This is a genomic window from bacterium, assembly GCA_012517375.1.
Classification (GTDB): domain Bacteria; phylum Hydrothermota; class Tepidihabitantia; order B3-TA06; family B3-TA06; genus JAAYVC01.
Map to the genome: position 1 here is coordinate 19157 of JAAYVC010000032.1, position 19655 is coordinate 38811.

The 19655-nt window shown below is 51.0% G+C and carries 16 protein-coding genes and 1 tRNA gene; 10 read left to right on the plus strand and 7 right to left on the minus strand.

Features of this window, described 5'->3' with window-relative positions:
* Window positions 1-47: 47 nt before the first annotated feature.
* Window positions 48-129, minus strand: a tRNA-Leu gene (locus GX441_04095).
* Between the two features lie 186 nt (window positions 130-315).
* Between GX441_04095 and purL the strand changes: the two genes are divergently transcribed.
* The 3 genes from purL to GX441_04110 all read left to right on the plus strand — a co-directional run bounded on the left by purL (window position 316) and on the right by GX441_04110 (window position 4453).
* A complete protein-coding gene (purL, locus tag GX441_04100; protein NLI97826.1) occupies window positions 316-3189 on the plus strand; it encodes a phosphoribosylformylglycinamidine synthase subunit PurL in 2874 nt (957 codons plus the stop codon).
* A complete protein-coding gene (locus GX441_04105) occupies window positions 3189-3974 on the plus strand; it encodes an acyltransferase (protein ID NLI97827.1) in 786 nt (261 codons plus the stop codon). The genes purL and GX441_04105 overlap by 1 nt, the downstream gene beginning before the upstream one ends.
* A 68-nt stretch (window positions 3975-4042) precedes the next feature.
* Window positions 4043-4453 (plus strand): hypothetical protein, encoded by a 411-nt coding sequence (locus tag GX441_04110; GenBank protein ID NLI97828.1) that lies wholly within the window; start codon window positions 4043-4045, stop codon window positions 4451-4453.
* A 238-nt stretch (window positions 4454-4691) separates the two neighbouring features.
* On the opposite strand, the gene purQ is transcribed toward GX441_04110, so the two are convergent.
* Together purQ and lpdA are read right to left on the minus strand one after the other, a co-directional pair.
* On the minus strand, window positions 4692-5486 hold the full coding sequence (gene purQ, locus GX441_04115; protein ID NLI97829.1) for a phosphoribosylformylglycinamidine synthase I: 795 nt from the start codon (window positions 5484-5486) through the stop codon (window positions 4692-4694).
* A gap of 94 nt (window positions 5487-5580) precedes the next feature.
* On the minus strand, window positions 5581-6975 hold the full coding sequence (gene lpdA / locus GX441_04120; GenBank protein ID NLI97830.1) for a dihydrolipoyl dehydrogenase: 1395 nt from the start codon (window positions 6973-6975) through the stop codon (window positions 5581-5583).
* 194 nt (window positions 6976-7169) lie between these two features.
* On the opposite strand from lpdA, the gene GX441_04125 reads away from it, so the two are divergent.
* The 4 genes from GX441_04125 (at window position 7170) to GX441_04140 (ending at window position 9903) form a co-directional block, all read left to right on the plus strand.
* Window positions 7170-7790: a metallopeptidase family protein gene (locus GX441_04125; protein ID NLI97831.1), complete on the plus strand. Its 621-nt coding sequence runs from the start codon at window positions 7170-7172 to the stop codon at window positions 7788-7790.
* A gap of 10 nt (window positions 7791-7800) precedes the next feature.
* Window positions 7801-8940, plus strand: coding sequence for a hypothetical protein (locus tag GX441_04130; protein ID NLI97832.1), 1140 nt, complete (start codon window positions 7801-7803; stop codon window positions 8938-8940).
* 365 nt (window positions 8941-9305) lie between these two features.
* Window positions 9306-9731, plus strand: a complete 426-nt coding sequence (locus GX441_04135) for a transposase (GenBank protein NLI97833.1) — start codon at window positions 9306-9308, stop codon at window positions 9729-9731.
* A 13-nt stretch (window positions 9732-9744) separates the two neighbouring features.
* Window positions 9745-9903, plus strand: a complete 159-nt coding sequence (locus tag GX441_04140) for a hypothetical protein (protein ID NLI97834.1) — start codon at window positions 9745-9747, stop codon at window positions 9901-9903.
* Window positions 9904-9953: 50 nt separating this feature from the next.
* Here GX441_04140 and GX441_04145 read toward each other — a convergent pair whose 3' ends face one another.
* Window positions 9954-11426, minus strand: a complete 1473-nt coding sequence (locus GX441_04145; GenBank protein ID NLI97835.1) for a sodium/proline symporter — start codon at window positions 11424-11426, stop codon at window positions 9954-9956.
* Window positions 11427-11664: 238 nt separating this feature from the next.
* On the opposite strand from GX441_04145, the gene GX441_04150 reads away from it, so the two are divergent.
* Complete coding sequence (locus GX441_04150; GenBank protein NLI97836.1) at window positions 11665-13725, plus strand: DUF3160 domain-containing protein; 2061 nt, start codon at window positions 11665-11667, stop codon at window positions 13723-13725.
* A gap of 6 nt (window positions 13726-13731) precedes the next feature.
* The gene (locus GX441_04155; protein NLI97837.1) at window positions 13732-14277 is read left to right on the plus strand and encodes a hypothetical protein; all 546 of its coding nucleotides are present in this window, start codon (window positions 13732-13734) and stop codon (window positions 14275-14277) included.
* 165 nt (window positions 14278-14442) lie between these two features.
* Here the strand turns inward: GX441_04155 and GX441_04160 are convergent, their stop codons facing one another.
* The 3 genes from GX441_04160 to GX441_04170 form a co-directional block, all read right to left on the minus strand.
* Window positions 14443-15618, minus strand: a complete 1176-nt coding sequence (locus tag GX441_04160; GenBank protein ID NLI97838.1) for a hypothetical protein — start codon at window positions 15616-15618, stop codon at window positions 14443-14445.
* A gap of 157 nt (window positions 15619-15775) precedes the next feature.
* Entirely contained in the window at window positions 15776-16648 is an 873-nt protein-coding gene (locus tag GX441_04165) for a hypothetical protein (protein NLI97839.1), read from the minus strand.
* 73 nt (window positions 16649-16721) lie between these two features.
* On the minus strand, window positions 16722-17699 hold the full coding sequence (locus GX441_04170) for a patatin-like phospholipase family protein (protein ID NLI97840.1): 978 nt from the start codon (window positions 17697-17699) through the stop codon (window positions 16722-16724).
* A 380-nt stretch (window positions 17700-18079) separates the two neighbouring features.
* Between GX441_04170 and rho the strand changes: the two genes are divergently transcribed.
* Window positions 18080-19333 carry a transcription termination factor Rho gene (gene rho / locus GX441_04175; GenBank protein ID NLI97841.1) on the plus strand — a complete coding sequence of 418 codons (1254 nt, stop codon included), beginning with the start codon at window positions 18080-18082 and terminating at the stop codon, window positions 19331-19333.
* Window positions 19334-19655: the final 322 nt, after the last annotated feature.

The following is a 19655-nucleotide window of genomic DNA, read 5'->3' on the forward strand; positions in this document are numbered from 1 at the left end:
AAATCGTAGCTTATTTAAAACCTGCAACTCAGCGCAGGTAAAAGTCATGCGAGGAGGGGGAGTTGAACCCCCATGAGTTACCTCACTGGATCCTAAATCCAGCGCGTCTGCCTGTTCCGCCATCCTCGCGTTTCTCTATCGAGCAACCCATTGCTTCTCTCGGAAAAAAAGCATAAACCAATGAAAAACCTCGGTTGAATGGATTTTTCAAAGTCAAATAGTAATTATAGGTTGTGCATCAAAAGTGTCAACCTGCGCTGAATTATACTCAGGGACGCTGAATGGTTCAATTTAAATCTGACGTTGACAACGATAATGAACCGCATATCATCCGCTGTGGTGCACAGGATTGAAGTATCAAAAAAAGGTCAGGATCCGCAAGTTGAAGGGCTTGTGAGACTGATGGTGGAGGAGGGACTTCCTTCAAAGGGGCTTTCAATCATACGAGTTTACTTTCTGAAAACCGAGTTGGCGAAATCGGATGTTGAGAAGCTTGTGTTTGAATTATTCGCAGACCCGGTAAGCGAAGAGGTGTCTTTCGGAAGGGCAGTGCCTGCAGGTATGCGGGCTCTTGAGGTCTGGTATCATCCCGGAGTTACGGATCCGGAATCAACCTGGATACTGACGCATCTAAAACGAAGAAGTATCGCGATTGAAGACGTGCGAAGGGCGACCCGCTTCATCTTTCCTGCATCCGTTCAGAGGGCCAAACTCGTCCGATTCGCGGAACGCCACCTCTTCAACCCGCTCATTCAGCATCTCACGCTCAGGGGCGAAGAGCCTTTTCCTCACCATCACGGAATACGATTCAAGCAGGAGTTCGTGAAGCTTGAAGGGCTTTCAGATGCGGAGCTCTCGGAATTATCCCAGAAATCCAGCTGGCATTTCAACCTTGCAGAACTGGGGGCTATAAAGGAGCATTTCAGGAACAAGGGCCGTGAACCATCCCTCATTGAAATCGAAACCATCGCGCAGACCTGGTCCGAGCACTGCGTGCACAAGACGTTCAATGCATCTTTCGAAATGAACGGCGATAAGATAGAGAATCTTCTTAAGGACACGATAATGCAGCCTTCAAGGGACCTGAATCTGCCGTGGTGCCTTTCCCTGTTCAAGGATAACTCTGGTGTTATAGAGTTCACAAAAGAATCGGCGCTCTCCTTCAAGGTCGAAACCCACAACCACCCGTCTGCAATAGAACCCTACGGCGGCGCTGCGACAGGTATCGGCGGGGTCATAAGGGACGCTTTAGGTACCGGACTCGGAGCAGACCCGGTATTCAACACCGATGTCTTCTGTTTCGGACCCCCCGGATTCCCGACACGCAAGCTGCCAAAAGGGGTGCTTTCACCGAGAACGGTGCTTGAAGGAGTCGTTGGAGGCGTCAGGGATTACGGCAACAGGATGGGGATTCCCACGGTTGCCGGAGCCGTTTACTTCGATGAGCTGTATTTAGCAAATCCCTTGGTTTTTTGCGGCACCGTAGGGCTTTTGCCGCGCGATGCCATCGAAAAGAAGGTTTCAAAGGGCGACGCGATAATAGTGGCAGGCGCAAAAACAGGAAGAGACGGCATTCACGGCGTCACCTTCGCCTCGACCGCTCTTGCCGGTGCGTCCCAGACCAAGTACGGGTCCGCAGTGCAGATAGGCAATCCAATAGAAGAAAAACTCCTCAGGGATCTGATTGTTGAAGCCAGAGACAAAGGGTTAATCTCGAGCATTACAGACTGCGGCGGCGGCGGTCTCTCTTCAGCGGTCGGCGAGATGACGAAAAATCACGGCTGTATAGTAGACCTCGACAGAGTCCCGCTCAAATACTCGGGTCTCGCGCCTCACGAGATATGGATATCCGAATCCCAGGAAAGAATGCTTGTCTTTGTGAAACCTGAGAAGGCGAACGCTTTCCTTGAACTCGCCGTCAAGATTGGCATAGATGCGACCATAATCGGAGAGGTGACATCCGACAAGATTCTTCGTCTGAGGTTCAAGGGCAACGAAATCGCCTCCCTTGGTATGGATTTCCTGCACAACGGTCTTCCCCAGAGGAAGTTCAAGATAAAGGTCCCTGAATCCAAGCCTCAATCGGACCCTGAGATACTGCAGCCGAAAGACCTGGGCCAGACTCTGCTTCGGCTTCTGGGACAGATGAACATAGCCTCGAAGGAGTGGGTAATCCGGCAGTACGATCACGAAGTAAAGGGTACGACTGTTCTGAAACCCCTTGCGGGCATTAAGGCGGATGCGCCGTCCGATGCAGCTGTAATGAAGCCCTTGCTTGATGAGCCTTTGTGCGTAGCCGTGTCGCACGGAATTGCTCCCAGATACGCCTTGATAGACTCCTACTGGGCCGCGGCTTCGGCGGTAGACGAAGCCATACGCAATCTCGTGGCGGTCGGAGGGAGGCTTGACCGAATAGCGCTCCTTGATAATTTCTGCGCCGGCGACGCGGACGACGCCAGGGTGCTCTACGAGATATTAAGAGCCGCTCTTGCATGCAGGGATGCGACTAAGAATTACGGCGTTCCTTTCATATCAGGCAAAGACAGTCTTAACAACTTCTTTACGCCGGGCAAAGATCAGAAGATCAATATTCCCACAACACTTCTATGCTCGGCTCTTACGCTTGTCAGGGACTCAAAGAGTATTATCTCGACCGACTTCAAGCGCGCCCGCTCTAAGATATACCTTTTGGGAATGACCAGGGCAGAACTGGGCGGGTCGGAGTATATGCATCTCAACATGCACCTTGGAGCCAGCGTGCCCAGGGTCGATATGAAGTCGGCCAAGAAGAGATACGCAAAACTGGAAAAAGCGATGCGGGCGGGACTCGTTCTATCCGCTCACGACCTGTCAGAGGGAGGAGTCGGTGTCGCCGTTGCCGAGATGTGTCTTGGCGGCGAGATGGGAGCAAGGATTCATCTTGGAAGCATACCGGCGGCAAAGGAAATTAAAAGAAACGATTACCTTCTCTTCTCCGAGAGCCAGAGCCGCCTGCTTGTCGAGGTCTCAGAGAAGAACGCGTCCGATTTCGAAAAGATAATGGAAGGCGATGTCTTTGCATCCATCGGCGAGACCACATCTGAACCGAGACTTATCATGCAGGAGGATGGCAGACGCACCATTGCCACGGTGTCCGTAGAGGAGATAAGAGCCTCGTGGACACAGGGGCTTAACCGCTTTCTCGATTGATGATTGCAGGCGTTCTTCAGTTTGAGCCTGCATGGGGTGTCAAGGACGCAAATTTCAAAAAGATTGAGTCATTGTGCAGGAATGCAAAACTCGACCTTCTGGTGTTGCCTGAACTCTCTACCACGGGCTACCTGTTCCTTTCAAAGAAAGAACTAAGCTCGCATGCTGAAGAGTTTCCTGGCGGCGAAACAAGCTCCTTTCTTCAGGAACTCTCAATAAAGACCGGCGGATTCGTTGTTGCAGGCGTTGCCGAAAAGGATGAGGGCATATTTTACAACTCGGCCGTTCTCTTCGGTCGGAAAGGCCACATGGGAACGTACCGCAAGGTCCATCTCTTTTCCACGGAGAAGAAGGTCTTCGAGCCGGGCAATCTCGGATTTCCAGTATTCGATATAGGTGTGGCTAAGGTCGGAATGATGGTCTGCTTCGACTGGATATTTCCCGAGGCGGCTCGCACGCTTGCGCTGAGTGGAGCCGATATAATCGCACATCCTTCGAATCTGGTAATGCCTTACTGCCCTGATGCAGCGTCCACGCGAGCGCTCGAAAACAACGTATTCTACCTGCTTTCGAACCGGACAGGCGAGGAGAGGAGAAAAACCTTACACCTGAAGTTCATAGGCAGCAGCCGGATAATCGGCACTAAGGGCGAAGTGCTTTCATCTGCGGACAAGGAAGAGCGTCTTTTAAGTTGCAAAATCGATCCGCAAAAAGCCAGAACCAAGCGGATTACCCCGCAGAACGATCTCTTTTCAGATAGACGCAGCGATCAATACAAGCTTTAACAAAACTCTTCCTTATAACTTGACATGCACAACAGTGACTATATAATGTTACTCTAACCGGAGGATAGATGCCAGGACTTGAAGACAAGCTGAAGGCAATTTTATTCAAATTAAGCCAGTCCTCACCCGAAATCCAGGCTTCGGCCGTAGTCAGCATGGACGGCTTAATGCTGGCATCCGCGCTTTCACCAGGCACAAAGGACGACGACGTTGCCGCCATCGCGGCAACCCTGCTCGGACTCGGCGAACGAACGGTCGAAGAGTTCAGGCAGGGCAGTCTCGAACAGGTTTATGTCAAGGGAAGCAAGGGTTATACGATAATCACCAATACGGGCCAGGATACGGTGCTGGTCGTGGTAACAGACGAAAACGCAAAGCTGGGCTTGATTTTCTTCCAGATAAGGATAGTCGCAAGAGAGATAGTTCAGGCGTTCGCGAACCTTTTGGAATCCCCTGGTTCAGGCCCCTACATGCGCTAACCCGTAACACTACCGTAACACTCCAGTAACACCGCCGTAACGCCGCCGTAACGCAACCTTAACGCCCCTGTAACACCATAAAACTCCATACGCGCAACGCCTGACGCCTTCATGAACATATTGATCTCTTTAATCCATATCTCCACAACACCGCGACACCGAGACTGCTTATAAATATGATACTGGCGCCAATCCCCGGAGGGTTAACTCGACTCAAAATAATCTTGAGCGAAAAGGGCTAGGAGAACCTCGAGCGGGCCTCATTGACCAGGTTTGAAAGAAGAAGCGCACCGTGAGGTTCTCCTGAAAAATTCCCCCTTGTATGCGAAGGATGGTGCTCGGCGAGCATGAAGCGCTCCGGGTGCGGCATCATCCCCATAATCTGACCGGTTTTATCCGTGATGGCCGCGATATGAGCTTCGGAACCATTGGGGTTCGCCGGGTACCTAGGAGGAGTTCCGTCATTCGTGGCGTATCTCAGGATTATCTGCCCGTTTGTTTCGAGCAAACGGAGCACTTTCTTGTCGCGCACGGTGAAGCGTCCCTCAGCATGGGCTACAGGAAGCGTTATCAACTTGGGAAGTTTTTTTGTCCAGAAGCTTGAACCCTCAGGCTTGAGATATATCCAGCGGTCCTCGAACCTCAAGGACTTGTTGACCTCGAGTGTAACCGAAGGGTCCTCGAAGGGCTTTTCTAAAGCGGGAAGAAGACCGCATTTTGCGAGTATCTGGAACCCGTTGCATATTCCGATTATGAATTTCCCATTTGATATGAATTCTGTTATCTCATCGGCCATTGTGTGCTTGAGATCCGATGCGTAAAGGGTTCCGGCACCAAGGTAGTCGCCGTAGGTGAAGCCGCCCGGCAGCACCAGAATCTCATAGGATTCGAGCTCCCCGGGATTACCAGAGAATACGCGCAGGCTCTTTTCCGTAACCTTGCATCCGAGACGGTTGAATGCGAAGACGGTCTCCGCATCGCAGTTTGTTCCGGGACCCGTCAGGACTAAAACCTTTAACGCTTTAGAGCTCACGCTGGAGTTTACCTAAGGGCTTGTTTTTGTCAACGCTCGTAAAACACGGCCAGCCACGCCATTGAACTCGGAATGCCGCATCGTCTCGTCCTGATTAATTCTTGATGTGTATGGCTTTCTTATACACGTTTTCTGCCGCCTCCATCACCGCCTCAAGAAGGGTCGGATGGGGCTGTACGGACGAACCAAGCACCTCTAAGGATGCTTCAAGCTCTAAACTTACAATACCTTCGCCTATAAGGGTGTCCGCTCCTGTACCTATCACGTGCATGCCCAGAAGTTTGCCCGAACCCTTCTCCGCGATTATCTTCACGAACCCGTCGCGTTCGCCGAGCGTGGATGCACGTCCGAGCGCAGAATACGGAAAGCGTCCTACCTCGAACTCAAGCCCTGCATCCTGTGCCTGCTTCTCGGATAGTCCCACAGACGCAACGTTCGGAATCGTATATATGCAAGCCGGCATCGCCTTGGGGTCGAACTTCACGTCGTGTCCGGCGATAACCTCAGCCGCCACCACGCCCTGTTTTGTCGCTCGGTGGGCAAGAAGGGGAGGTCCCGTAACATCGCCCACGGCGTATATTCCTTTCACCGAGGTCTCCAATTTGTCCGAGACCTTGATGAAGCCCTTCTTGTCGGTCACAATAGCGACCGCATCCTGCCACAGACCTTCCGTCAGCGGCTTGCGGCCCACACCCAATAAAAGCTTCTGGCAGTCCTTCTCCACCTTCCTCCCGTCCTCGGTCTCTATAACGGCATGAAGACCCGCGTCCGTCCTCTCGAGCTCCGTCACCTTCGACGAGAGATATAGCTCTATTCCCTGGCGCTGGATGAGTTTCGCAATATTATCCGCTACCTCCGCGTCCAGACCGGGCTGAACCTGGGGCATTATCTCCACTATAGTCACCTTTGTGCCGAAGGAGTTGTATACGGTCGCCATCTCGAGGCCGGAGGCGCCGGCGCCCACCACTATCATGCTCTCCGGAACGCTTGCGAAGAATAGCGCGCGCTCGGCGTAGAAAATCCGCTCGTCGTCCGGCACAATGCCGGGCAGGGGTGTCGGCGCAGAACCTGTTGCGATGATTATCGAGTCCGTTTCGAGAATCCGCTTCTGCGCTGCCTCCTCGACCTCCACCTTACCGGGCTCCGCAATCCTTGCGACCCCTTTCACAAGTTCAACGTTGTTTGCGGTGAATAGGAACTCGACGCCCTTGACGAGCTTGGTCACCACCGAGTCCTTCCACTGCTGGAGTTTGGGGAAATCGAGTTCCTTATCTTCGAACCCAAGCCCCATCCGCTGGAAGAGGGGGATGGAGTGCTTAACCTCAGCCGCGTGGCAGAGCGCCTTGGTGGGTATGCATCCCCAGTTGAGGCACACGCCTCCAACCGCGTTCTTTTCGACTACCGCCACCTTCTTTCCCAATTGCCCGAGTCTTATTGCCGCAGGGTAACCGCCAGGTCCGGCGCCTATTACAACAGCATCATACTTCATCGCAAAACTCCTTGGCTGAACTTGTGAATAATCCGTTGAATCAAGAAATTCTAGTCCCTCGAACTCTCAAGTCAACAGCAGTCAGTATCACGATATTGACAACCCTAACCCCCAGCATATCATTTATCCGTAAATTGCAATAAAACGGGAGGAAATATGAAAAAAAACTTCCCATAATCCTGACTTCCGTTGCGGTGATGGTTGTTTTGGGCTGCGCGGCGTACTTTCCCTATGTTACGATATACGACGTTGTTCTTACGAAAATGGTAGAGGCTTCAGAGGATGCCTTGCCGCTTGATCCCAACATATTCCGGCTGCAAGTGACGATTGCGTCCTTGTTGATAGCAGGTGTCTTATCCGTGTCGATGGTTTTACTTAGAAAGGCATGTCGTTCGCTTGAACTCCAGCTTTTTAAAAGAATACTCTCTTGGGGCATCTTTTACATCCCTATAGTGACTATACTCATGCTCACAGGTTTGTGGCTGGATTTCAGGATGGGTCTTCCTTTAACAGAAGAATATCGAGAAGATTTCTGCAGGGTAGCTTATATCTTTGCCCATATATTAGCGCATGAAATCGGACATGCACTGGGCTTGAAAGACGAAAAGTTGGACCCAAATGACGACGAAGATCCAGTAAGCTACCAGTTGATGTGTAGCGAGCTTCTGTACGGTGTATACGAATCACAAAAATTCGGTGTTTCCTATGAAAATTCCAATTTCATGACTGATATCAGTGAAGAGAATAGGAACAATGATTGTCTGATCAACTTTCATAAGTTGCTCGGAAGAGAAACAACAACAAACCTTTGGTAGGAGGTATCAAATGCATTTAACATTAATTTCGTTTCTCTTAACCGTAACCGTTATAGGCAATGCTAAGTCTCAAGCTGAGGTATTGCTTTCTTGTCTCACGCAAACGGATCCAATGTTGTATAGTTCACTTGAGGATTTTGACGCTTCAGGTAATCTTTGGTTTATTAGCAAAGTCGGTAAAAACCTATATGCGACAAAAATCAGTCCAAAAGGTGAGTTAATTTTCAGCAAAATACTCCTTTTTACCTCCCCCAAAAACCAGAGGGTAAACATTGGGACATCAAGAATAACTTTTGATCGATGGGAAAATGCGTATTTCCTGTTTTCATCCGACGAATCCGATAATAGCAGTGAAGATCTTCACTTTATTCGAGTAAGCTCGAATGGAGTTTTCAATGATTACTACCCATGGCCACGCTTAGCAAATGCTAGCAGCTACAAGACAGTCTTACCCGGTGATACACTGATGCTGATAGGTTCTGAAATGTTAACAAGTTCAACTAAGATAGAAGAATTTCGATGGGTCATGCATAAAGCCTTACTTGACCAGACGGGACTCACTCCTATTAGCCAGGAAACATACGACTACCGACTTTATCCCTATCATATTATGTGGACTGGTCGTTACGGTGCAGTTTTCACTGACTGGATTCGCAGATTTGGGCTTAACGCAAGAATCAAGGTCAATCCTCATGAATCTAACGACAGGTCCGGTGAAATCGATCTTATCAAACTTGACTTAAATATACCTCATCAAAACACTTCTGAACCTCTCATTGATACTTTCTCGTGGAGAAAATACATCTGGAGAACCTATCAAAACGCTTGTATTGGCTACATGACCTTTGCCCCTTTCAAAAATGAAGGATACGTCCTATACATCCCAGATCCTGATGATTCGACCCTTTCTCACGCAATACTCTTTGATACGAATTTCGTGCTTCTTGAGCCATCAGAATTGAAGGGCGGCGGTTCACGTTATCCGAAGAATTTTGATCTACTTCCTACTGATGCAGAACGACACTCTAGCTTCCGTTGGCGTCGTGACTGTTACGGCAATTTAATTGAAGCCCAAGTTTTATTCTGGGGTAGCGACAATTACGGAAATCTTTATACTTTTAAGAAAATGAATACTATGGACGGGAGGTAACTATGCATAATAGGTTTATAATTCTGTTCCTTTTCCTCTCAAATCTAATGATGGCGGTACTTATTCCCCAACCTGTAGTAAATGGATATCAACGTTTGACCAAGGATTTGTCTGACTCTCAATTAGGGAAAACCCTCTTTGGATACCTAAAAGGAGAAATCTCTTTCAAATATAGCTCCTCTAATGAATGGGTTACCATTTGTGCAGACCGGGCATGGAGTCGACTCATCTATATCCATTCTTATCTCCAAAATGGTGAGCGTGTTCTGTTTCAGCGCCCATTGGACAAATTGTCAGAGAATGAATGCATAGTTGGGGGTTGAGCCTGGTCGTAAAAGGGGTTATACTGACCCCAAGGAGCGCGCATGGATGCAACGACCCAGGCTCAGGGAGGAGCGGCAAGGCTGATCCAGAAGGTAAAACAGGAGACACGGCGCAAGTTCAGCGCAGAGGATAAGATAAGGATTGTATTGGAGGGTTTCAGGAAGGAGATTTCGGTAGCGGAGTTATGCCGTCGGGAACGGATCAATCCGACGGTATACTACAACTGGCTGAAGCAGTTCATGGAGGGCGGGAAGTGTCAGCTGCGAGGCGATACGCTCCGCAGCGCGACGAGGGAGGAGGTATCCTCACTTCGGGAGGAGAACCTTCGGTTGAAGGAGCTACGGCGGCGAGCGGGAGGATATCGCCTACTCCATCGTCGCGACTCCGGACTCGGGCGCGGTCGTCGCAGGGTATACCAAGTCGCGAGGCGCAGGAAGAAAGGACGTATGGCTGTTCAAGGTCGATAGAGATGGCAAGCTCTTGTGGGAAAACACGTTCGGAACATGGCAGGACGAGGAGGCTTTCTCCGTAGACGCCACCCCGGAGGCCGGGTTCATACTCACAGGCTACTGCACTGTCAAAGGTTCCAAAGACCTTTGGGTCATTAAAACAAACGCGCAGGGAAACGTAAACCAGTAATTCAGAATACCAACAAAATCAGATAATCCAGGTTGTGCTATTTTCTTTAGTTAATCCCCGAACGCGCGGTCGAGCAGCTCCTTCGAGGGCTTCTTCGTAAAGAGCGATACGAGCACGATAATTAAGAGGGAGATCAGTATTCCCGGAATGAAGCCGTGAATGCCTGAATCCGCAACAAGCTTCCAGCCCGCCTTTCCGAGAATCTGCCACGCGAGGGCGACAAAAGAGCCTGTAATCATTGAGAGAAGAACGCCCATCTTCGAGGCGCCGCGCCAGTAGACGCCGAAGAGCATGGGCCAGAGATTGGTGGATGCGATTATTGCCCATGCAAAGCCGGTTATGACGAGTATGAGGTCTGGCGGCTTAAGGGCTATGACGAGCGAGATGAGCCCGGCTGCAAGACTCACTATCCTGCCCCACAGCACCTGCCTCTTGTCGCTCATCTCAATTTTAAGCCCCTTCTCCACGACGTCGCGCACGACGCCAGAGGAGACAATAATCAAAACCGATGCGAACGTGCTCATTCCGGCGGCAAGAACCCCTGCAAGGAGCAGGCCTCCTGCCCAAGGGGGGAGTGTGTGCTTCACGAGCGTCGGTATGGCAAGGTCGGGGTTTGGGAGATTGGGGAAAAGCGCGCGCGCGGCCGCTCCTGTGAGATAGGGCAGAAGCGCTATCGAGCCGCCGACAGTCGCAACAAGAGTCCCGATCCGCAAGAGCTTTGCTTTTTCAATCGAATAGAAGCGCACGACAAGCTGGGGCATTCCCCACACGCCGAAGCTCATTATCAATGAGAAGCTTATGAGCCCAGCCCAGCCCCACTCTCCAGGCGTCTGCACGAGTCCCATGTTGATGGCTGAAAGCGCGTGATTGAGCTTCTCGAACCCTCCAACAGCCATTACCGCGAAGATGCTCATGAACACGAGCGCGAATATCATAACCCATGCCTGCAGAAAGCTCGTCCAGACTACCGCAAGATAGCCGCCCACCGCCACGTAGATCAGGATAAGGAGGCCCGAAACGAGCACGGCAGTCGTATAAGGCCAGCCCATGAGTACCTCGAACGCGTTGCCCATTCCCTTCAAGACGCTCACGTTGTATATAATGAGGAATATTATGATGATTGCCGCGGAGAAGAGTCTTGCCGCAGGAGAGGAGAAGCGCTCGGCGAAAAACTCGGGCACCGTCATTGTGCCGAGCCTTTTGGTCATGACCCTTACCCTCCGTCCGATTACTGCCCACACGAGGAAGCATCCCACAAGGACGTTTATGGCGCCAATCCAGAGCGTTGAAAGCCCGTACTTGTAACCAAACCCTCCACCTCCGATTATCAACACCGATGAGAAGTATGCGGCAACAAAGGACAAAGCCGTAACCCAGGGCCCGACCTTGCGTCCGCCCAGAAAGTAGTCCTCGCCCTTGGATGAACGTTTTCCAAGCAGGATTCCTGTGACGAGCGTAATTGCGAAGTAGACAACGATTATCGTCCAGTACGTGAATGCCGAGGATTTGATAAACTCAATCATCTTCGCGCTCCTTCGTGCGCACAAGCGCAAATACAATCGAAGCGATAATGGTCAAAAACGTTACGATAACGGCCGCAAACGTCATCCACTTAAAACCGAAAGGTGCCATCAGTATTCCTCCTTTAGACTTGTTCAGTACTATACATAAGCTGCGGTCGCAGTCAAGAAAAGTCTGCGCTCCGGACTTGACTCTTTTTTGCAGCCGAGTATAGTAACCAAGATATTTCAAGGAGGAACAATGCGTGCATCGGCATTTTTTTTAACCTTTAACGTGGGAGTTCTTATGGCTTTTAGCGGAAAACTCAAGGACATGAATCCTCTGGAAACCCAGAAGGATTTATCCTACCGGCTCAGCCAGGAATCGCTCGAAAAAATAGATTCGATCGGCTTCGTGCTTCTTGAGACTGCCGAATACGATATTTATGATCTGTACGACGGCTACGAGACCTCTCCGTACACACCCATGTTCATCTCGACCGACCTCGTTCTCCACACCATGCACCTGCTCGTGGACAGGACCGTCCGCAAGATGGAGGTCGAGGAGCTTCTTCCGAAGCTCGAGACGCTAACCAAGAGCATGTTCGAGAAGGCAAAAAGGGATTATGAGGGTTTTAAGGGTCAGCAAAGGGACGTGGCAGCCCGGGAACTCGTCTATTTTACCGTTGCCTCAAGGCTCCTTGGGGACGAGCCTTTGGTCGGCTTAGAAATAAAAAAGATGGCCGATGAGGAGGTGGCAAAGATTGAAAATCACGAAGGCATAAGGGAACTCTCCTTTCTTCCCGGAGTCAAGGAGGACTACTCCCAGTACGTTCCGCGCGGTCATTACACTCGCTCCGAAGACTTGAAGCGCTACTTTATGACCATGATGTGGTACGGCCGGCTTCCCCTGCACGTCCCGAAGGCTACCGATGGCGGGGAGAAGCTTCTTGCATTCAAGACGGCGGTGCTCATCAGCTGGAACTTGTCCGGCGACGGCAAACTCAGGGATACCTGGTCTGAGATATACAACCCGACAGCCTTCTTCTTCGGCTCCGCCGAGGATTTGACGCCCGACAACGTCTACTCCGCGGTGACAAAATACTGCTCAGGCGAAAAAGTCGATGAACTCTTAAGCGACGAAACCAGACTTCGCGAGATTGCGAAATACCTCAGGGAAACCTACAAGCCAAAGATCCTTTCAGAGTACGCAGAATCGAAGCCCGGTGAGGAGCCTGTAGAAGTCCCTCTATCTTTCCGGTTCATGCCCCAGCGTTTCGTTCCGGATTCCTACATCTTCACCGAACTGGTTGCCGACAGGGTGCGCGGATACGAGGGCGAGTATCTTGGCGGCGGTCAGGCGCCCTTCACCTTCGGCATGACAGAGATGGGACCAATGCGCGTATTCCCGCGGGGACTCGATGTTATGTCCGTTCTGGGCTGGAGACCTGCTGAAGAAATAATCTCCGCTGAAGGCGACGCGATTTACGAAAACTATCCCGAGCAGCTTGAGAAGATGCGAGAATGGCACTCCTCGCTCCCGGATGAGGAGAAGGCGTCGTCAATATACTTCAGGTGGTTCGAGACGTTTTCGGCTTACAAGCAGGCGGTTCCTCCGGGGGACGTAGACCCCGATGCATGGGCGCGCAAGATGCTTTTAACCGCACTCGGCTCATGGACCGAGCTTCGCCACGACGCAATCCTCTACGCAAAACAAAGCTATACCGCCTATGCGACGGGCGCACCTCCCGGTCGTGACACAGAGCCTCCTCCCCCTCCGCTGAAGCTTGCAGTCTTAGAGGAGTCGCCGGAGGTATACGTCATAATGGCTGAATGCTCCAGCCTGATAGCCGGTTTCCTGTCCGCAAGCGATGAATCGAACCCCATCCGCTACACGTTCGAGAATTTTCGAGAGATGCTTTCAAAGCTCGACACCCTTTCGCGCAAGCAGATGTTCGAATCGCTTTCGAAGGATGAGCACGAATGGCTGTGGTCGCTGCCGGCGAGGCTTTCAGGTCTAGAGTACAGTCTTGGCGATATCCCGGAAACCCAAGCGGACAAACGCATGGCGCTTGTCGCGGACGTGCACACCGATCCAAACACGAACAAGGTGCTTGAGGAGGCAACGGGAAATCCGGCAAGGATATACATCGTTTCGAACATCAACGGCAAAAGATATGTCGCTCAGGGCGCGGCATTCTCATATTACGAGTTCAAGCAGGCAATATCTGACCGTTTGACCGATGAAGCATGGCAGGAGAAGCTCGATAGGGAAGAAGCGCCCGCAATGCCCGACTGGACGCTTGAGCTTTTCTCAAGGTAGGTTTATTTGCTTAGAATCGGCGCGGCGTTACTCCTCGTATCACTGACAGGTCTTTCTGCAGGCGGTTGGGCCTTCGGTATAGGCGGCGGAGGCATCAACTACATCTCCTCCGACACGCTGAGCGTTTACGGCGTTAACGTGGGCAGGCCGGGCTGGCGTCTTGACGCGGAGGCAGGCTACTACTCCGGACGAGAGGGGTTTAATATACTCGGGGTCTGGGCCGAGAGCTTTACAAGGATTGATTCGTCATCCTCCTATCTCAGGGATTCGCACGCAGCGCTTATGGGAGAATACAGGCTGTTTCTTCTGGATTCAGCTGGTATTATTCAGGGCGCTGTGGGACTCGGTCCATCTCTGCATTTTCCAAGATACAGGTCCGGAGGGACAGTCCATGGCTACCCGCCGGTATTTTCCATCGACGCGGAAGCCGCATGCATTCTCTTTGTATCCGAGCACTTTCTTATCAGGCTTCAGGGGGTTTATTCGTTTATGCCGCTGTATCCGCGAAACGGTATAGCAAGCATAAGCCTTCGGGCGGTGCTGAGGTCGTAGGCGTCAATAGAGCTTTTAACCAGGCTCCGTCTCTGAAGAGAGCTAATCCGCCTAACTCTTCCTTCGAGAAACCGTATAAAATTCCAATGATCGCAATTATGGTAAAAATTAGTTTCCTCGCGGAAGTGAGTATAGCTTTTCAGCATTGTTTGTCAAGATATCCGGTTACGGTTCGCCGCTCTGCAAATCGAGCATATTTATTTGCACCCTTGAGACCTTTTCCTTCTCAATGCCGTGATTGCTTAAATAAGTGAGAAAGCCCGACATCCAGCCGGCGGACACCGCACCGTTGGGATCAAGACTCCCCACATTAGATACAAGCCAGTCGAGGGTGAAGGTGTTCGCGTCAAAATCTTTCCAGTAATTGGTTATTGCATTGGGTCCCAGGTCCTCCTTTAGTAAATTTGGGCTCCACTTGTACTCGTGCGGGAGCTCTCCGAGGTATGGTCTAACTAGCTCTGGCGTGACGACCTCGCTAATCGCGCTCTCGTTCAGCAAATAGGTGTAGCTGACATGAACTACTTCGTTGCCTGCAGTCTCTTCGACTAACGTATAAGGTTTCTTTCCAAAGGCCGCCTTGCCTGTAACCCTGAAAAGCCATGCCAGATAACCCCAGAACACAAACTTTTTTTTATTACCTGCAAAGAGTATGAAATCTTGATTAGGCTGAACGTCTATCGCGCCGCCCGTTGCGTGTGTGGTCTCCTGGTTCTTTCTCGCTGTCGGAACAAGGTCTTGCTCCCTCGGTGTCCTGTAAGATGATGTAATCTTTATCGTGGTTACGCTTCCGAACACCGAATCCCATGCTGTTTTGACTTTTCCGTAAAGAACAGCAATCTCGGGAAGGATAATCTTTGAGTTTGCGGCATTTTGCACACCGATGAGGGTTGAGGAGTAAGTCATGATCTTTTGCCATGCCACGTCCCTTGCCTCCATTGCACGGCCATACATTCCGGCGTAGTTGCCTTCAGTAATATCGAAGCCAAGTACCTTGTCTGAGTGCTTGGGTGTGTCATGCCATTTTGCAGTCAATTTCTTGATGTAATCGAGCAGGATCTTGAAATAATTGCCTTTGACCGCAGCCTCATTCCTGCCGTATATGAAGCGGAAAGGATCACATACGTCTTCCCACATATTCCACCGCACATCTCCGGTTTCCTGACGGTATTCAGGCATAAAAGACGGGTGGCCTTCCCCATCAGACGAGCAATCAAGATAAACGTATATGAAATACGCCCAGGCCTTTAAATCTTCAGGAGCAAAGTCAGGAAATCTTGATGGCGGCGGAGGGTTCGCAGGTGAGACCCTTGAAAGAATCTCCTCGATCGCGGCGTATGCCATAACATACCTCCTTTTCGGATTTTCTTAATTATCTCCCTTTTGCTGACGAGTGCAATAGAAATCTGAACTTTACGTGTTTGCAGTCACTCGAAAATCATCTTGTATTAAGACTTTTAAAAAAGAGGAGTTGATCTGTTTTTAGTTTTGAGATATTGCCTTAGAAGGCCAGACAATCTTCTTGAATAGAATAAAGCCTTGTCAATCTTTGGGAATAGGCGATAAGATATTCGTATCCACTCTTTAAGCAGGTTATGACAATCATCGTATCCAGCCTTCTAAAGACCTCCGGGTAATCATTGCAGCAGTCGTACTCGACCGGAATCTCGATCTTAAAAGCAGGAAGATTGTAGCGCACGTGATAGATGCACGGCCCAAAACTCATGATAGGTCCCCATCGAGGATTGGAAAGCCGGTTTACCAACATGTTTCCTTTAACCGCCCTTTGAAGCATTCCCATTGCTAGGGCAGAATCCATGAGGGTATCTGCCGTCTTGTTCCAAAGCGCGGTAAAATAGCCCGTAAAATCCATCTTAGCCTCCTCCAAGCAAACCGGGAATACGTGCGCATAGCGGCTCCAGCCTCCCTCATATGTCCAGACCCCTCCGCTGAAGAACAAATTTATAGGCGTTTCATTACCCCATGACCAGGGTTTTTTCGTTTGAGACAGAATATCGTGGTAAAGAACATAAAGCATCTCGCGCCGGACTGAATCCGCAAGCGAGGCTGCAGGACCCGTGGCAGGCTTCAAGGAATCCAGTGCCCAGTCAAGGCTCTTTTGCTCACTCATCGCCTGAACCACGAGTTCCTTGAGCTCTGCGGTTGATTGCGGACGTTCGGTCAGCACTGGCATGGGGATTATCTTATCCGTACTCCAGAAGTCGTCTTTATATTTCGCCTCATATTCTGCTCTATTCTCATGCCACAGATAACCGTTGTAATCTCTCCAGAAGAATACCCATCTGAACTCCTCCTTCGAAAAACCAAATGATACCGCGACAATCGCAAACATGGTAAAAATTAGTTTCCTCACGAGGAGAGTATAGTCTTATAGCAATAAGGTGTCAAGGGGTTCCCAAAGAAACGCCAGGCCGTCTATCTAGATGTTATTTAAGCCTCTCCCACCACCGGGGAGAGGCTTTCTCGAGCTTTTCGGGCGCGTTTTTCTCAGCCCAGCGCCGGGTTTCCTCGTACTGCTCGCGCTGGGTGTCGAAATCGAGCATCGAATATGACCTGGAAAGCTTCGGCATGTAGACGTATGCGCGTCTTGCAATGTAGGGCGCGCGCTCGAGCTGGCAGAGGAACATGTCGTTATTTAGGATGCTTGATGCTTCAAGGTAGTTTGAAAGTATCTTAGGCGTCTTGAACAGTTTCCTTGGGCCGAACTCCTCGCCCTTGGGTTCCTTCTCGCCGCGCATCTTGGAGATGACGTAAAGCTCCGAGCAGTTCTCCCGCGCCAGCGACTCTACCGGTATTCCGTCCCGTCCTGTGCAGCCGTCCACGAACTCGCCATCAAGACCGTCAATCTTCTGCGGCTTGAACGCGACCGCTATAGCGGTGGACGCCATGAGAACGTCCAGAAGCGAAAGCTTTGAATGAGAAGGGTCCCGGCTCGAGAGCCGCATCGTCTCGCGCTTGTCCGTATTGACCACCGAGATGTATGTCTGAAGAAAAAGGCTTCCAAGCGTGTCGAATCCCATTCTCACAAGAGTATCCTCAAGAAGTTTGCGCAACGGAGAAGTATCGAGTAAAAACCCCTCGGCGATGTTGTTCCTGAGTATCCTCGCAATACCCCGCGCAGAAAGGTCAAACACGTTCTCGTTTCTCAAACCGAATAGAATGGATTTGTAGGTCTCCCAGCCCATGCCCTTTCTGCCGTTCGTTTCCTTGAACATGAGAACGGCGTTCACTGCAACCGCATTCAAGGCGCCGGAGCTTGAACCCGAGACCACGTCGGGTACTATCTTCCTTCCAAGCGGCGTTAAGCCCTCGATGAGCGCCTCGGAGAGCGCGCATTCCTGCGCGATGCGTGCGGCCGCGCCCGAAAAGGCAAAACCTGTCTTCTGGGTAAGGAGATTTAGCATTCGGCATAAAGCTTATTGCACTATCTCTGGAAGTCAACGCCCTCCTCATGTCCTCCTCCAGCCTCTATTGCCCTCCTCGCCCTCCTCACCAAGAACACCCTCCTCCCCTCCATCTCTAGCATCCCTACTTCGAGTCGCATAGATGATAAGCTTTCTTTATCGTGAATGATTTCAAGAAATTGGGTGTTTTGGGGTAAATGTTGCGGGGCAAGTATTACGGGTATTACGGGGTATTACGGGGTATTACGGGGTATTACGGGGTGTTACGGGGTGTTACGGGGTGTTACGGGGGCTTGACAGGATTCCGAAATCTCTTATAATCATCGTGTCCAGGGAAAAAGAATAAAAACCCTCTTATAAATCCCCCAGACGGGAGACTCATGGAACTTGAAGAACTGCGAAAAAAGAAGATTATCGATCTTCAAAAAATCGCTGAGAAATTCAGCATTGATACAACCGATAAGGAAAAAGAAGACCTTGTTCGCGCGATACTTGAGGCCGAGAGCAAGGAGCACGAAAACGGACTCGTCGAGTGTTCGGGCGTGCTTGAAATCCTCAGCGAAGGCTTCGGATTCCTGCGCTCGCCGAACTACAGCTACCTGCCCAGCCAGGATGATATCTACATCTCGCCTGCACAGGTCAAGCGCTTCGGGCTGAAATCGGGCGATACGGTAGCCGCACGCGCAAGGCCTCCCCGCGACAGCGAGAAGTTCTTTTCCGTTGTCAAGGTAGAGACGGTAAACAACGACCCCGTCGCTTCGGTGCGCGGACGCATACCATTCGACAGCCTTACGCCCCTTTATCCTACGCAGCGCATCCACATGGAGAATCTTGACGACCGCGACTTCACGACCCGCGTGATAGACCTATTTACGCCTATAGGAATGGGCCAGCGCGGCCTCATCGTTTCGCCGCCGCGCGCAGGAAAGACCGTCATACTTCAGAAGATTGCAAACTCCATAACCCGCAACCATCCTGAGATAGAGCTCATCATACTTCTCATCGACGAGCGTCCCGAGGAGGTTACAGACATGGAGCGCTCGGTGAATGCCGAGGTTATAAGCTCCACGTTCGACGAAGCGCCCGAACGCCACGTTCAGGTCGCCGAGATGGTGCTCCAGAAGGCTAAAAGGCTCGTTGAGCACAAGCGCGACGTAGTCATTCTTTTGGACTCGATTACGCGTCTCGCGCGCGCGCACAACATGGTTATCCCTCACTCGGGAAAGACCCTTTCGGGCGGTCTCGACTCCAACGCTCTGCAGAAGCCAAAGAAGTTCTTCGGCTCCGCGCGAAACATCGAAGAAGGCGGCTCCCTGACCATTATGGCAACCGCTCTCATCGACACCGGTTCGCGCATGGACGAGGTCATCTTCGAGGAGTTCAAGGGCACAGGCAACAACGAGATGGTTCTTGACCGCCGTCTTGCCGACCGCCGCGTGTTCCCGGCTATTGACCTTCAGCGTTCGGGAACCCGAAAGGAAGAGCTTTTGCTGACCGAGCACGAGCTGAACCGCGTGTGGCTTTTGAGGAAGATTCTTGCCGAGATGACGCCTGTGGACATGATGGAGTTCATCCTCGACAAGATGCGGCTCACGAAGAGCAACGCCGACTTCCTCGAAGCGATGAACGAATAGAGCCCGACCTCGATCTTAACTACAATCCAACCCGGGAGAAGGTCTGCGCGAAGCGGACGTATGCGCTTTTGCTGATTAGGGCATAACTGCATACTTTCACGTAAAAGCTATCTATTAAATATCCACAGACTGCTTGTGAACCTTTCGAGATTTTTTGGCGTAAAAAGACTTGACATGCGGTTTTTTTCTATAATTATGTTGCCGAGGGCAAGACAGGATTGACAGGGTTCCTGAGAAATCATTGTAAAATAAACAAAGGAGAAACAATGGGCAGGAATAAAGCCCTCATCCTTGCCGCAGTAGTGATGGCGCTTGCGGCGGC